General features: G+C 49.1%; 11 protein-coding genes. 1 reads left to right on the forward strand and 10 read right to left on the reverse strand.

What is annotated here, in order from left to right; genetic code table 11:
* Positions 1-87 precede the first annotated feature (87 nt).
* The 10 genes from HZ996_06895 to HZ996_06940 form a co-directional block, all read right to left on the reverse strand.
* The gene (locus HZ996_06895; protein ID QTN38874.1) at positions 88-3,570 is read right to left on the reverse strand and encodes a gliding motility-associated C-terminal domain-containing protein; all 3,483 of its coding nucleotides are present in this window, start codon (positions 3,568-3,570) and stop codon (positions 88-90) included.
* 5 nt (positions 3,571-3,575) lie between these two features.
* A complete protein-coding gene (locus tag HZ996_06900; protein ID QTN38875.1) occupies positions 3,576-4,028 on the reverse strand; it encodes a hypothetical protein in 453 nt (150 codons plus the stop codon).
* Positions 4,028-4,984, reverse strand: a complete 957-nt coding sequence (locus tag HZ996_06905) for a hypothetical protein (protein ID QTN38876.1) — start codon at positions 4,982-4,984, stop codon at positions 4,028-4,030. Before HZ996_06905 ends, HZ996_06900 begins: the two co-directional genes overlap by 1 nt.
* Positions 4,981-6,327 carry a hypothetical protein gene (locus HZ996_06910; GenBank protein ID QTN38877.1) on the reverse strand — a complete coding sequence of 449 codons (1,347 nt, stop codon included), beginning with the start codon at positions 6,325-6,327 and terminating at the stop codon, positions 4,981-4,983. Before HZ996_06910 ends, HZ996_06905 begins: the two co-directional genes overlap by 4 nt.
* Position 6,328: 1 nt before the next feature.
* On the reverse strand, positions 6,329-6,820 hold the full coding sequence (locus tag HZ996_06915; GenBank protein QTN38878.1) for a hypothetical protein: 492 nt from the start codon (positions 6,818-6,820) through the stop codon (positions 6,329-6,331).
* Positions 6,807-7,718, reverse strand: a complete 912-nt coding sequence (locus HZ996_06920; protein ID QTN38879.1) for a hypothetical protein — start codon at positions 7,716-7,718, stop codon at positions 6,807-6,809. The genes HZ996_06915 and HZ996_06920 overlap by 14 nt, the downstream gene beginning before the upstream one ends.
* 56 nt (positions 7,719-7,774) lie before the next feature.
* Positions 7,775-8,812 carry a hypothetical protein gene (locus HZ996_06925; protein QTN38880.1) on the reverse strand — a complete coding sequence of 346 codons (1,038 nt, stop codon included), beginning with the start codon at positions 8,810-8,812 and terminating at the stop codon, positions 7,775-7,777.
* A 39-nt stretch (positions 8,813-8,851) separates the two neighbouring features.
* Positions 8,852-9,721, reverse strand: a complete 870-nt coding sequence (locus tag HZ996_06930) for a hypothetical protein (protein ID QTN38881.1) — start codon at positions 9,719-9,721, stop codon at positions 8,852-8,854.
* Positions 9,722-9,738: 17 nt separating this feature from the next.
* Positions 9,739-10,938, reverse strand: coding sequence for a pyridoxal phosphate-dependent aminotransferase (locus tag HZ996_06935; GenBank protein ID QTN38882.1), 1,200 nt, complete (start codon positions 10,936-10,938; stop codon positions 9,739-9,741).
* Positions 10,939-11,027: 89 nt separating this feature from the next.
* Positions 11,028-11,474, reverse strand: a complete 447-nt coding sequence (locus HZ996_06940; GenBank protein ID QTN38883.1) for a DUF1573 domain-containing protein — start codon at positions 11,472-11,474, stop codon at positions 11,028-11,030.
* 165 nt (positions 11,475-11,639) lie between these two features.
* On the opposite strand from HZ996_06940, the gene HZ996_06945 reads away from it, so the two are divergent.
* Positions 11,640-14,267: a valine--tRNA ligase gene (locus tag HZ996_06945; GenBank protein QTN38884.1), complete on the forward strand. Its 2,628-nt coding sequence runs from the start codon at positions 11,640-11,642 to the stop codon at positions 14,265-14,267.
* Position 14,268 lies beyond the last annotated feature (1 nt).

The raw sequence follows: 14,268 nt of genomic DNA on the forward strand, positions 1-14,268 counted from the left end.
TTCACGACCGCAGACCTCTCCGCCGGGGCTACTCCATCGGCCCGTAGGGCCAAGGGAATCGTATACAAGATAGTAAATAGGAGGAAATCAGCGAATTAGATAGAGCTGACCTATGCGTTCATGGACGGTTTCCGCATCGATGTATCGGTACCACAATCGGTATTCGTAGGCGTCGCTCTTGGCGGGCTCGCCTTTGTAGGTGCCGTCCCAAGCTTCGTAAAAATCGTCCGTTTCAAACATGAGTTCGCCCCAGCGATTGAAGATGAGTAATCGATATTCTTCGATTTGCGACCCTTCGGGCCTCCACCCGTCGTTGAGGTTGTCGGCATCTGGGGTGAACGCATTCGGAATCCAGATTCCAGGGTCCAGTTCAATACAGACCGTTTCTTGATGAATATCAAAGCACCCACCCTCGTTCTCTAGGTAAAGCGTGACGGTGAATTGCCCGGAGTCTGCATACGAGTGCTGTGGATATTGCCCCAATTGGTAGAGCACATTGCCGGTATTGTCTCCCCAGTCCCAATAGCCACTAGTACCACCAATACTGAAATCGATGAGGTTGACCTGAGACTCGCTTAGGTATAAGCAATCGAAATTAGGGTTAAGGCTAAAATTGGCGTTGAGCTGGGAGAAGGACGGTAGCGTAATGGTGTCGACCACGGAGCAGCCGGTATTGGGATCGGTGGATTCCACGTAGTAGGTCCCACGCTCCACGTCGATCGTCGGGCTATTTTGCGTGGGATTGGTCAGCCATGTGAAAGTGTAATTTATGTTATTGGCACTTTGAATACTCACCCATCCTGTGGAGTCGTAACAGACCGTATCGGAACGCAAGAGGTCCACTTCAATCTCCGGATAGACTTCAATGTCGATTGGAAGCACCACAGGTTCGGAGCAGTTGTCCGTTATGGTGACGAAATAGGTTGTCGATTGAAGTGGTTGAAGCACTTGGCTTGGTCCAGTTCCAAGGCTATCGCTCCAGAGGTATTGAATGTTTGTCGTCTCTCCGCCAGCCGCACTGACGTCGACTAAAACTGAATCACCATAGCAAATAGCCGTGGAATCCACGGAGCTATTGGCTTCCAGGGTATCTCGAACCAACACAAAGGCAGAATCTTGAACCGTACAGGTTCCATTGGTGGCTTCAAAACGAAGGAGGTGAACTCCTGATCCCGCGAGTGCGGCATTCCAGTTGTTGCCGATAACACCGGGACCCGTCAAAGTTCCGGAGGCGGGCGTGATGTTTAAGTCAATAACGCTGTCGATAAAACAGTAGGCAGAGTCCACAAAGCTCATGTCAATAACCGGTAGGCTATCCACCGTGATCACCATGCTGTCGCGGCAGGCTTGAAATATATCGTAGTACAAGGTGTGGCTTCCCGGTCCTGCTAAAGTAGGATCGAATAGGCCCGTCGTGTCCACTACAATTCCTGGTCCGGACCAGATTCCGCCAGGAACGGATTCGGACAAATTGATGATTCCTGAAGCTTCGCAGACAATGGTGTCATTAACGGTCGGCAGGGGAAAGACCTCGATGTACATGGAGTCTCTACAGCCATTGGCGTCGTAGTATAAAAGGTGCAATCCCGGGCCAGCTGCCGCTGGATCAAACTCGCCGGGATAATTGGGATCAATAACGCCCGGACCTGACCAGTCCCCGTTCCACGGATTTCGACCCGTATTTCCATTACCTAGTTCAAATATGGTGTCGCTTATGCAGCGTCGCAGGACAACACTGTCGACTGTTGTATTTCTCGCTCGAATTTCAAGGGTGTCCACACAACCATTCACATGGTAAAAGATGTCCTGGTTATAGTTCCCACCAGTACCAATTAAGGAAGGGTTGAATATCCCGGCGATCGAGTCAATTATTCCGGGACCACTCCAATACCCACCTGTTGGGTTTGGTGTGGGTAAGAATACAGTATCTGTTTGAGGACATACCACGAGCCTGTTCTGCCCAATGTCGATTGGCCATACATAGATGTCCTCAGACCCTGCGCAACCGCTGATGGTATAGGTGAGGGTGTGCAGTCCGCCGCCGGCATCATCCGGATCAAAATAGCCAAGCTGACCATCAACGATCCCAGGTCCGCTCCACAATCCTCCTGGTGGGGAGAATTGAAGTTGAACGATGGGGTCACTTTGACAAACCGAGTCCAATGGCGCCAGGGCAATGCTGTCGACATAAATGGTCAGTGAATCAGTGCAGCCATTGGCAGAATAGAACACGGTAAAGGAATCCACAACCGCGGGTGGAGTAAACACCCCCGTAGGCGTTACATTTGGTCCAGTCCAGGTCCCACCGGGAGTATTAGCGCCTGTTAAGAACAGGGGCCCACTTCCAGGGCACGCAGCTGTGTCTGGTCCCGCGTCTAGCTCGTAGACGGTGACTTCAAGGCTGTCGATGCATCCCTGGAAGTCATAGTAAACATAAAAACTACCTAGACCCGAGAGGGAAGGGTCGAAGATACCTGTGGGACTTGAAATACCAGGTCCGGAATAAATGCCGCCGGCAGGGCTTGCTCCAATGAGCTGAAGGGGTCCAAATGTGCTGCAAACATTAGTATCGGGACCAGCCACCGGAGCGTCGATGGCAAAAATCTGGATGGTGTCTGTATCGGTGAAACCTTGTCCATCTGAAAGAGTGACGATGATGGTTGTATCGGTCGATGTACATATCGTATGGGGACCTCCTATATTGGGCCAGCCAGTGCTCCAGGTATAGGTGTAATTGCAGTCTCCTCCATTGGGAGCGGCAAGGATATCTGCACATCCACCACCGCATAAGGAATCTGCTGTGGCCTGAAGTTGGACCTCAACAGGGCAGTCAAATACGTCGAAAGCTTGGGTTAGCGTAAAGAAATGGAGCGAATCACAAGCATCTGCAAGGGTCAAATCAAAGTCTAATCCGAAACTCGCACAATCTGTGATGGCATTGTCCAGCATCAGGATGGCCGAAGTAGCAGAGTCATTTACGCAAGGGTTCGGTAGTACAGAGGTGATGGTGTAACCAGGTGTGCCGCTTAGCGTGAATGCTCCTGCGTTTAATGAATCACAGTCTATAGGTGCATCGAAGCCAACAACCAATTGATTGGAATTACACGTGCCTGCAACAGCGGTGATGTTCGGTGGAATAGGGGGCGGGACATCACTGAAGAATTGTGCGGACCAACCGGTACACGCCACAGATACGTCTGATATAAAGTTGATCGTTAAGCAGCCTGAGGTGGCGACGATTGGGGGAGGAGTGTTTCCTCCTGACCAGGGTCCAAAAATCAAAGGGCTAAGGGTGTCGGGTCCGTCGTAAAACCGGATGTAGTCGAGAACTGCTTCGGTACAGAATTGGGAGAAGATCATGGTGATCTGAGTAGCCTGGGGGACGCAAATGGTGAACGTTAGGTTTTCGTTATGGTCGTAGTTGCCCGCGGGCATCCCTAGATCAGAGTCGAAAAAATTACCGTAACAGTTGTTGATGGTGGCATTGGACATATAGAAGTCACCCTGGGCCAAAAGCGATTGGCTCAGCAAGCAAAAGCTTCCGATAATCCACAACCTCCAGTGCTTCATGCTGCTTAGGGTTCAACGATGGTGATGGTCGGAGTGACCACCGTGTTGCTCCAATGACCTGCTCTATCCCTTATGCGCATGGTAAATGTCGTAGTCTCTTGTTGACCATTTCCCAAGATGAAGGTCCCGTTTAACGTGATTTCCAGTTCACCGCGAATGGTCAGAGATTCGCCGACCGGAGCCAGCGCAGGCACATAGTAATAGTCCGGTTCTGAAAGTCGGGCATCCCAGACTTCCAATGAAAGTGAATCCGCCTCTGGGAAACCCAGATCTCCGTCTCCGTCTTCGTACTTGAGGAAGACCTTTACATTACCGTCGAACTCCTCAATCGTCAATGGGGAGACTTGGCGTATTTCGATGGCTGGCACATCCGAAATACCGTTGTCTACCTCTTTGGTGCATCGGGCCGTTAGGCCCAAAAGCAAGATAAGCCCTATATAGAATCGAATCTGTTTCATTAGGGTATTACAGTAAAGGCAAAGTATTCTTTGATGTATTGGAAGCTTCCTTGATTCGGAATCTCGGAGGGATCATTGTCTGCATCTTGAATCGTGGTCCTGAAATAGCTAAACTGCCCCAGGTTGGCATATTGACTTGGGTCGATGGTAATGCGATGGAAATACGATACCGGATCGCCAAAGTATCCTTCGGCGGTAATGGGTTGTCCTACAACACTCAAGGTCTCAGCCGTTGCTCCAGTGAAGTCATTGATGCCATTGCTAAACCTGATCTCGTTCACACCTAATTGTCCTACAGGAGTTTGGTCATCTGCAAAGGCAATCCAGATTTGCAGGCTTTGCGTATTTGAAGGTACTTCAATAGGACCGTTCCCGGCTCCTCTAGGTAAGGCTGTTGGACTGCCATCGGCAAAGGCAACCACACCGAGCATCTGGGGCTCTCTATTCCCTTGGGTAGGCGGATTGCCAAATTGGTCCAATGCCCCGTTGTTGATCCAGTCCCGTATGTAGTTCTCGTAACTGTTTTCTTGTGCGGGCCAATCACTTCCTGGGTCAATACTCAAAGGCATGATTCCCGACTGTCCGTCAATATCGACCGTAAGGCGATTCATCAAAACACTTTCCGAAGAACTTCCTGGCTTCACGCGATATTCGAAGGAATTGCTGACGTCATTCTTGATCACAGGTTGATAGACCATCGTGTTGTACGAGCTTTCAATGGTCCTGAAATCAGGTTCAAAAGTTCCGTCATGACACCCGCTGTTTGCGCATGTAGGACGAAAGACTTTATAGTGCAAGAAAGCGAATGAGCCGGGAGTGAGGGTGTCCGTATCCACGGAGTCCACGGGTTCTTGAAGGTTCGGATTGTTGAAGGGGTTATCCTTTTCTTCGTCGGCACAAGACACGACGAAAAAGAAGAGTCCAGTAAGCATGAAAATGGCCAGAGCGTTTCTCATATACGATCAAATAAGCTCAGTGCACTTCCAGACATCAATCCAGCCGTTTGAATGTCGCTTTTGAACCCGAGAATTTCGCCAATGGTCAAGACATTGTCCATCGTTGTTCCGATTTGGTTCGTTTCGCTTCCCACGGTGAGGTTTCCTTGAACTCCAGGGCCAACCATTTGGGTAAACACGCGCATACTGTTCGCGTCACTATGGTCATATGCAAACCAGTCATTTTCGTCTAAAATGGGGTTGGGCATCTGATTTCGACCGTGTTCTGGAGTCACAATCATCACCGTATCATTGGCCATTTCTGGAATCTGAGTCTGGATATAGTTCCACAAAAATCCTACTCCGTGATCCGCTCTATGTAGGCTCCTTAGATAACCTGTGAAATCGGCATGGCAGCCATCCACAGCCCCGAGGTTTACCACCGTGATTTTCGGTTTGAATCGCTGCATGACTTCACAAGCCCATCCAATGTTGCGCAGGTCACCGTTGTCCGCAATTGGCGGCATGGTCACATTCCCGGAGGCTCGCTTCACAAACATGTCACTGATGAACTGCTTGATCTCCTGTTTTTCCTCTTCTGTGTTTCCGATGTTTGGTACGGGAATTCCTCCGTTTGAGCGGAAAGCATTGTCCAAGAAGTATTTCATCTTGTACATAGGGTCCAGCTCTTCATCCGGATGGTAAATTTTTGCGTTGGACAAGTGCTCTACTCCATCATCGCCAAAAGCGACTTCTGGACAGAGGAAGTTACCTCCATATTGAGCTCCGTACCCTGGATGTTCTGAAAAGTCGAGGAGCGGGGTGGAATTCCCGATTCCATTGCCGACAAACCAACAATCTGTAGCCTTGTATCCAGCGTGTCTTCGTGCGTATTCAAAGATGGTCGGGAAAACAGGCTTCTGTTTTAGTCCTTGTGTAACACCGGTGTTTCCCGTCAATAGCGTATTCAATCCGCTATAATGACCCGCCGTCGTTGCGCGTACCTCCGCAAAGGTGGTACCCTGGCTTTGTATGGTAGAACCGAGGATTCCAGAAATTGGGGCGCTCCCGTCGGGTTCACCTGGAACGTTGGTGCCGTAAACGATTTTTGCCGCTGGTGCTTGTCCGTTGAACATGTTGTACATGATGTTCCCGGGAATATTGACGTTTTGGCTATCGTCCAAATATCGTTGAAGAACCGCTTCTTGTTGTCGTACACCTCCAGCGAAAAGGACGTAGACCACGTGTCCGGCCATCGGAACTCCGGTTTGAGCAAATAGTCGGCCCGAGGGTAAAATATGGGGCATGACAATACTTCCCGCAGCCGTCAATGCCGATTTCTTTAAGAATTCTCTGCGTTCCATATCAGTAGTATTCGTATTCGTCAGACAGTGCGAAGGAGAAGTAAATCAGCTCTGCAGTGATGTCTGTGTTGGTGTTGATGAGGTTCACAAAGTGCGTCTGCTCAGCTTCCGTAGGTCTCCGAATTAAGAAGCGCACATAGGTCTCGTAAATAAAAGTTTCCGGATCAGCTCTCATATCCGAATCACTCGGAATGATCACCGCTGGGTCATTCATGAAATTTGAAATGAGCACTTCTTTGGCCACTTGATCATCTCCAATAGCGTCAAACAAGCGGTTGATCTCGACCAGCTTGTTGGCCGAAAGGGCCGTTTGAAAGAGGTTGGCATAGAGAATGGCGACGTATTGATTCGTGGTTTTCAACTTGAACTTACTCGTTTCTACGAGCTGAAGACCTTCGGGATTTACTTCATAGATATCGGCCTCCTTCCGGCAAGAAGCGAGAACAAGCCAGAGACCTAAAAGGCTAAGCGCTGCTATTTTAGAAACCCGCATACTCATCTGTTCTTATAATTTTCCTTTGAACACGTTGAAAATCGTGATCAAACCAGAAATGATTCATCATGTCCGAAAGCTCTAAAGTGCTGGCAGGGCGGGCTAAGAGGGTAGAGTATGCCCAAGTGATATTCCCTTCGTAGAACTCTCTTTGCCGAACGAGAATGTCGATATACTCTTCTTTATTGGTGCCGGATTCGCCAAAAATAATCTGACTTTGATTGCTTTCGATCATGTCGTATCCCGCCCAGAATTCTCCTTCTGTAGGGAATCTCCAAAAGAGATCGTCAAACGATGCATTCACAAAATTGAACGTGTTCATATTGATGAAGTCATAAATATTGTTGTTGATCATGCGGGCACAGACCGAATCCAATCCTATAGAATCATTCATGTAATCAACACGGCAATCCAGGATGTTCTGGAATTTTCGAATCTCTCTTAGTTTTTCAGCCGCAGCGGCATAGTCTCCATTCAGGCTGTCTACTTGCAACCCAAAGGAGAGTTGACCAATTTCGCTTTGAATGTAGGCGTCGGCAACCCCCTCTAAAAAGCGGGCTTTACTCAAGTCATACACTCTTTGGTAGTACGCTTGGACATAGGAGCCTTCTTCGGGACGCGGTTGGGTATCCGTCATCAGCACGATAATCATGCTGTCCCGCGATTCGAAATCCAGGTTGTTCACCTTGAGGAAATCGACATAATAAGCCATTTCTGGATCTAGTGGTTCTCGACCAATAAGGTCGATGAAGGTCCGATTGACGTAGTTTTCAATTAAGACGCGTGGTATAGATTCGTAATACGGCGCGTCATTGTCGGGAATAACCTCAGCATCCTTTTTGCACGAAGTAAAAAAGGCCGAGAATAGAATGAAAAAAAGTAGTGCGATTCGTCTCATCTTCTGCTCCAATCCACTTGATCGACTGTAGATAAAGCAAGATAAGTTTTTTCCGTTTAGTCCTGATTCGATTGAATCAGGTCGAAATAGATGGGTAAATGGTCGCTGACTCCTCCGTGATAGGAAGGTCCTCGATAAGTCCGAAAAGGTATAATCTGCCCTTGCTCGCTTTCTTCCAATAGCCAGGCAGCTGAAAAGATACGAAGCGAGTCGAAGCGCAATTGGCGCTCTGAAGTGTTTGGGTTTAGAGACAAGTAACATTGGTCGAGTAGGTTCCACCTACCTGCATGAACGTGCGTCCCTGAGAATGCGTTGGGTGCAGGAAAGTGAATTTCCCAGCGACTTGAGTCACTTCTGAGGCCCAGACCATCTTGAATGGAGGAGTTGTTTGGCCCGTCGTTCAAGTCTCCCATCAAGATGATGGGTTCATCCCCATAAGTGAGCTTTATCCAATCGTGAACTTCGTTGGCTCTGTGGGCCGCACGGATGCGCTTAGGCTCGGTATTCATTTGCCCCCCATATCGTGAAGGCCAGTGGACAATAATGACGTGAAAGGCACTTGAATTCAAAAAGAACCGAGCCCAAAGGAATGATCGAAGCGGGCGATCCCCTAGACTCAAAGGAACGTCAAAGCAGGCCGTCGTATCCAAGTCCAGCTGCTTTGGGTTCCAAAGTGCTCCTACATCAATTCCTCTAGGATCGTCGGATTCGAAATGTAGCGTTTGGTAACCAAAACTTTTTAAAGGGAGTTGAACGGACAGTCTTTGCAGAAGTTCTTCGTGTTCAACTTCGGCAAATCCGATCAGTCCAAGTCCGTTCCAACTCCCGATAGCGCGAAGAGTTTGTGCGTGCTCTAAAAGTTTTCGCTGAAGCCGTTTCTCATTCCAACGATGACTACCTAAAGGCGTAAAACCTTCATCTTGGGTGTTGGGATCATCCACGGTATCAAAGAGGTTCTCAAGGTTGTAAAAGGCTATGCGCAGTACTGAATCCGAAGGGGGGACAAATCCTCTGGGTAGTTCATGGGTAGGTGGGCGAGGAATGGAGCACATTCCCGAGAGTAGTAAGAATTGCAGAAAATAGAGGCTTTTCACCCGGCTAAAGTGGGCTAAGTCAGGGACCCGACTTGGCCCTTAGTGCCTCTCTGGTAAAATGCCGAGGTATAACGCCCCTGGGCCGCTGCTTTTCTCTTCAGAGATAAATAGCGTCCGATCATCCTTGAAGGTGATCGCTTCTTTTTGAGTCGTGCGCTCAAAAGGGTGTTTAGTGGCTTCTCCTCGCAGGAAGTAGGGTGGAGTGAAGTTGGAGAAGGACCAAAGATGACCGTTGTTCAGCAATACCAGACGATCACCAGAAGGGCTTAGGTCTGCGGCTGTAATCCACTGGGTCATATAATACGAGCCTCCCGTGGCAAAGGAGTCTACCAACTCGGCAACGTATTCACCCGGAGCCGAGGGAACGCGATACATGAAGGTGTATCCAGAATACGGCTTTGTTCGATTCTTGGAAAAAAGGTAGAGCGAATCATTCCAGTAGATCATGGCTTCCATGTCAAATTCTTTGGCGCGATCTGCAGGAGGGAAGTCCTTTTGATTGGGGTAGCGAAAGGAAATGATCTCGCACGGCACTTCCTGTGCTTTTCCTCGAGGCAAAGGGAGTCGATAGATGCTAAGGTCTTTTCGTTTATTCCGGTTGTTGCCAAAGTCACCGACGAATAGAGTGTTCGTTTCACGGTCCAGTGCCAATTCTTCCCAATCACGGTTAGAGGCCCCTTTCAAAAAGACCTCTTTCACGATTTTACCGGTCGTATCCACTTCGAACAGACGAGGCTTGCCTCCGCTGTCGTTGTGTGTCCAAAAGGTTTGATGCTCGCTGTCCCAAACTAGGCCGCTGTTTTCCTCTAATATGGGAGGCATTAAGAATTGCGGTTCAAGGCCCATGGTCTGCGGCGAAAATGCAGTAACAGCCTCAATCCACAGAGCGTATCCAAGCCATTTCACCATATGTTCAAAGGCGGCAATCATCCAATGCGTCCCGGATAAGCTTCTAAGGCTTTTTCCAAAATGGTCAGAGATTTTTTGAGGCTCTCAATGTTAAGTACGTACGCGATCCGCACTTCCTGCTTACCCTTACCTGGAGTAGAATAAAATCCACTAGCTGGAGCCATCATGACCGTGCCTCCTTCATAGCTGAAATCCGAAAGGAGCCATTCCGCAAATTTATCGGCATCATCAACGGGCAATTCGGCAATGCAGTAGAACGCACCTGAAGGTTTAGGGCATCGGACCCCAGGAATCTTATTCAATCCGTCGACCAAGACATCTCGTCGTTCCACGTATTCTTCAATGACTTCGTCGAAGTAGCTTTGAGGCGTTTTCAAGGCAGCTTCTGCGGCAATCTGTCCTAGGCTCGGTGGGCTCAATCGCGCTTGTGCGAATTTCATGATGGTGGCCATCAAATGGCTGTTGCGCGAGACAATGCAACCAATACGAGCTCCGCACATGCTGTATCTCTTGGATACGCTGTCGACCATAATGGCGTGATTGTCTAAGCCTTCCATAGCCATAACTGAGTGATGTGTCCGGCCATCATAGCAGAACTCGCGATAGACTTCGTCGGCAATCAAATAGAGATCGTGTTTGATCACGAGTGCCCGCAACTGCTCCAGTTCTGCTTCGCTGTATAAGTACCCAGTCGGGTTTCCAGGGTTGCAGATGAGGATGGCCTTGGTTTTGGGACCAATCAGTTTTTCAAATTCCTCAATGGTGGGAAGGGCAAATCCGTCCTCAATGGAAGCTGTGACTGCTCGAACGTTGACTCCATTAGCGATGGAGAAACCGTTGTAGTTTGCGTAGAAGGGTTCGGGAACGATGAGTTCATCGTCTGGGTCCATGGTAGCGCCAATGATGAAGCTAAGGGCTTCAGACCCACCCGTTGTCACCATAATATCGTGGGCATTCACTTCCAGTCCCACGTTCCGATAGTACTTAGCCAATCCTTCTCGATAGGTAAGGATTCCTTCGGAGTGGGAATAGGCAATAATTTCCACTGGAGCCACGTGGATGGCGTCTTGTACGACTTCTGGCGTCTTGATGTCCGGCTGTCCAATGTTGAGGTGGTATACGGTGGTTCCACCTGCTTTAGCGGCATCCGCAAAAGGAACGAGCTTTCGGATTGGAGAGGAGGGCATACGCTGCCCTTTCTGGGAAAGTGATGGCATGGCTGACTAGTTGACATCGGCCCGTAGGGCCAGAAATAAAAAATCCCGGAGCGTTAACTCCGGGACAAAAATAAAATTTTCGATTTGCATCAAGGCTTTGCCACAGGCGAAGCTCCAGACTGCTTTACAGGTGATGTGTTTCCGCTTGGTGCGTTCACTTTACCTTTGATTTTGATCACCTTTGTTGGGGTCGCTGCATTGGAAGTAATCGTTACCGATTTGTTGAATGCGCCCAAACGCTTGGTGTCGTATTTTACTTTGATCACGTCAGATGCTCCAGGAGCGATCGGCTCGTTCGGCCATGCAGGTACGGTACATCCGCAAGATCCTTTCGCATTGGTAATGATCAACGGCTCTTTACCGGTGTTGGTGAAGACGAATTCGTAGGTTCCGTTCGCGCCTTGGTCAATAGTCCCATAGTCGTGGGTCTCTTTCTCGAAAGAGATTTGAGGTGCGTTTGGATTGGTATTGGCTTGACCGAAAGTCAATGCTACACCAGCGAAGACCAATGTAAGAGTGGCGATCAGTTTTTTCATGAGTTCAATGTTTTTGTTTTGAAACGTAGTACAAAGGTAGCAAAGGGTGCGCCACATTTGCAAGGGCGACTTTGCATTAACACGGCATTAACATCCCAATGGTTGGATGGTTCACGCCTAAAAACAAGGCGGAATTGCTACTTTTGTTCGCCCAATCATTGACGCATGGAGATCGCGAAGAATTTTGACCCAAAAGAAGTAGAGCAGAAGTGGTATGATCACTGGATGGAACAAGGGATGTTTCGTTCCGTACCGGATGATCGTGAGCCCTATACCATTGTCATTCCACCGCCAAACGTGACGGGTGTTTTACACATGGGCCACATGCTCAACAACACCATTCAGGATGTCTTGATTCGCCGCGCGCGGATGCAGGGCTTCAATGCGTGCTGGGTTCCGGGTACCGATCACGCATCCATTGCCACGGAAGCTAAAGTCGTTCGCAAATTGCGCGAGCAGGGTATTACTAAGGCAGACATCAGCCGCGAAGAATTCTTAAGCCACGCCTTTGATTGGAAAGATCAGTACGGCGGGATCATCATTGAGCAGCTCAAAAAACTGGGAGCTTCTTGCGATTGGGACCGGACTCGGTTCACCATGGAGGACAGTCTGAGCGATGCGGTCATTCAGGTTTTTGTAGATCTCTACAACAAAGGATACCTGTACCGCGATCTGAAAATGATCAATTGGGACCCAGCTGCGCAAACGACCTTGTCCAATGAAGAGGTCATCTATAAAGAGGAGCAGAGCAACCTCTACCACGTTCGTTACTCGATTAAGGGAAGTGATGAATATCTAACCATTGCTACGACTCGTCCCGAGACCATATTGGGCGATACGGCGATTTGTGTTCACCCCGAAGATGAACGTTATACGCATTTAAAGGGTGCTCGCGTTATCGTTCCCCTCGTAGAACGAGAGATTCCCGTCATTTTTGATGAATACGTGGATCGTGAATTCGGAACGGGAGCCCTTAAAGTAACACCAGCGCATGATCCCAATGATTACGATTTGGGTCAAAAACACGGACTTGAAACCGTGGATATCATGAATCCCGATGGAACCATGAGCGAAGCAGCTCAGTGGTACATTGGAGAGGATCGCATGGACGTTCGTAAGAAGATCGTAAAAGATCTGAAGGAGCGTGATCACCTCGTCGAAATCGAGCCGATTCAGAACAAGGTGGGTTATTCGGAGCGGAATCCCGATACGATAGTCGAGCCTCGCTTGAGCCTGCAGTGGTTTGTGGATATGCAGAAAATCGCGCCGAAAGCCTTGGAGGCCGTCATGGAAGATGAGGTAGCCTTTTTCCCGCCTAAGTTTAAAAACACCTACCGTCATTGGATGGAGAATATCCGGGACTGGCCCATTAGCCGACAATTATGGTGGGGACAGCGCATTCCGGCCTACTACCTGGAAGACGGCACGGTCATCGTAGCGGCAACCGCGGAGGAGGCTTTGACGCAGGCCCGAGATAAGACTGGAAATGCAGAACTACCTATGACTGCCTTACGGCAGGATGAGGACGTAGTAGACACCTGGTTCAGCTCATGGCTCTGGCCCATTAGTGTCTTTGACGGGTTTGGCGAGGACAAAACGGAATTGGATTACTACTACCCCACAACGGTTTTGGTCACCGGATGGGACATCATCTTCTTCTGGGTGGCCCGAATGGTCATGGCCGGATATGAGTTTAAAGGAGAGCGTCCATTCAAGCACGTTTACTTCACCGGGATGGTCCGCGATAAGCAACGCCGAAAAATGAGTAAGTCGCTGGGTAATTCTCCAGACGCTTTGAAACTCATTGAAGATTACGGCGCCGATGGGGTACGCGTAGGGATGCTCCTGTCCGCAGCGGCGGGAAATGACCTGTTGTTCGACGAAAAACTGTGCGAACAGGGACGGAACTTCGCCAACAAGATCTGGAACGCCCTTAGACTAGTAAAAGGTTGGGAAACAGATGGTAGCGACCCTCGACCTGAAGAGAAAGCTGCGAACATTTGGTTCCAGAATCGCTTCCAAAGCGCACTGGCGGAGATCGAAAAATCCTTCGAAGATTACCGCCTTTCTGAAGCCCTCATGACCATCTATAAGTTGATCTGGGATGATTTCTGTTCTTGGTATCTGGAGGCAGTAAAGCCGCCGTATGGAGAGAAAATTTCCACCCTTTCCATGTTGAATATCCGACACAATTTCAACTTGATTATTCGCTTGTTGCATCCGTTTATGCCGTTCTTGACGGAGGAGGTCTATCATCAAATTGCGGAACGTGAGGAAGGAGATTGCGTTGCCGTATCCGATTATCCGGCACAAGTGGCCTTTGATGCCAACCTTGTAGCGGACTTTGAACGTGTTAAAGAAATAGTGAGTGCCATTCGAAACTTCCGACAGGACAAGGGAATTTCTCCAAAGGAAGAGTTTGATCTGTACGTGAAGAAGAACGAACCAACAGGTAATGAATTCGACGTCATCATCCACAAGCTCGGCGTCATTGGGACCATTCATGAAGACGAGCCCAAACCTGAGGCTTCGTATTCCTTCCGAGTTGGAGCGAACGAGTTCGCTATTCCGATGGGAGATCACGTAGACGTGGAGGGGGAAATCGCCAAAATTCAGGAAGAGCTCAAATACCAGCAAGGCTTCTTGAATTCGGTGATGAAGAAACTCGGCAATGAGCGGTTCGTGAACAACGCCCCAGAACAGGTGGTTGCCATTGAGCGTAAAAAACAAGCGGATGCTGAGTTGAAAATCAAGGTGCTTACCGAACAGCTCGCATCCCTAGAAGTCAAGTAAA

It is taken from the genome of Cryomorphaceae bacterium, from assembly GCA_017798125.1.
Classification (GTDB): Bacteria; Bacteroidota; Bacteroidia; order Flavobacteriales; family ECT2AJA-044; genus ECT2AJA-044.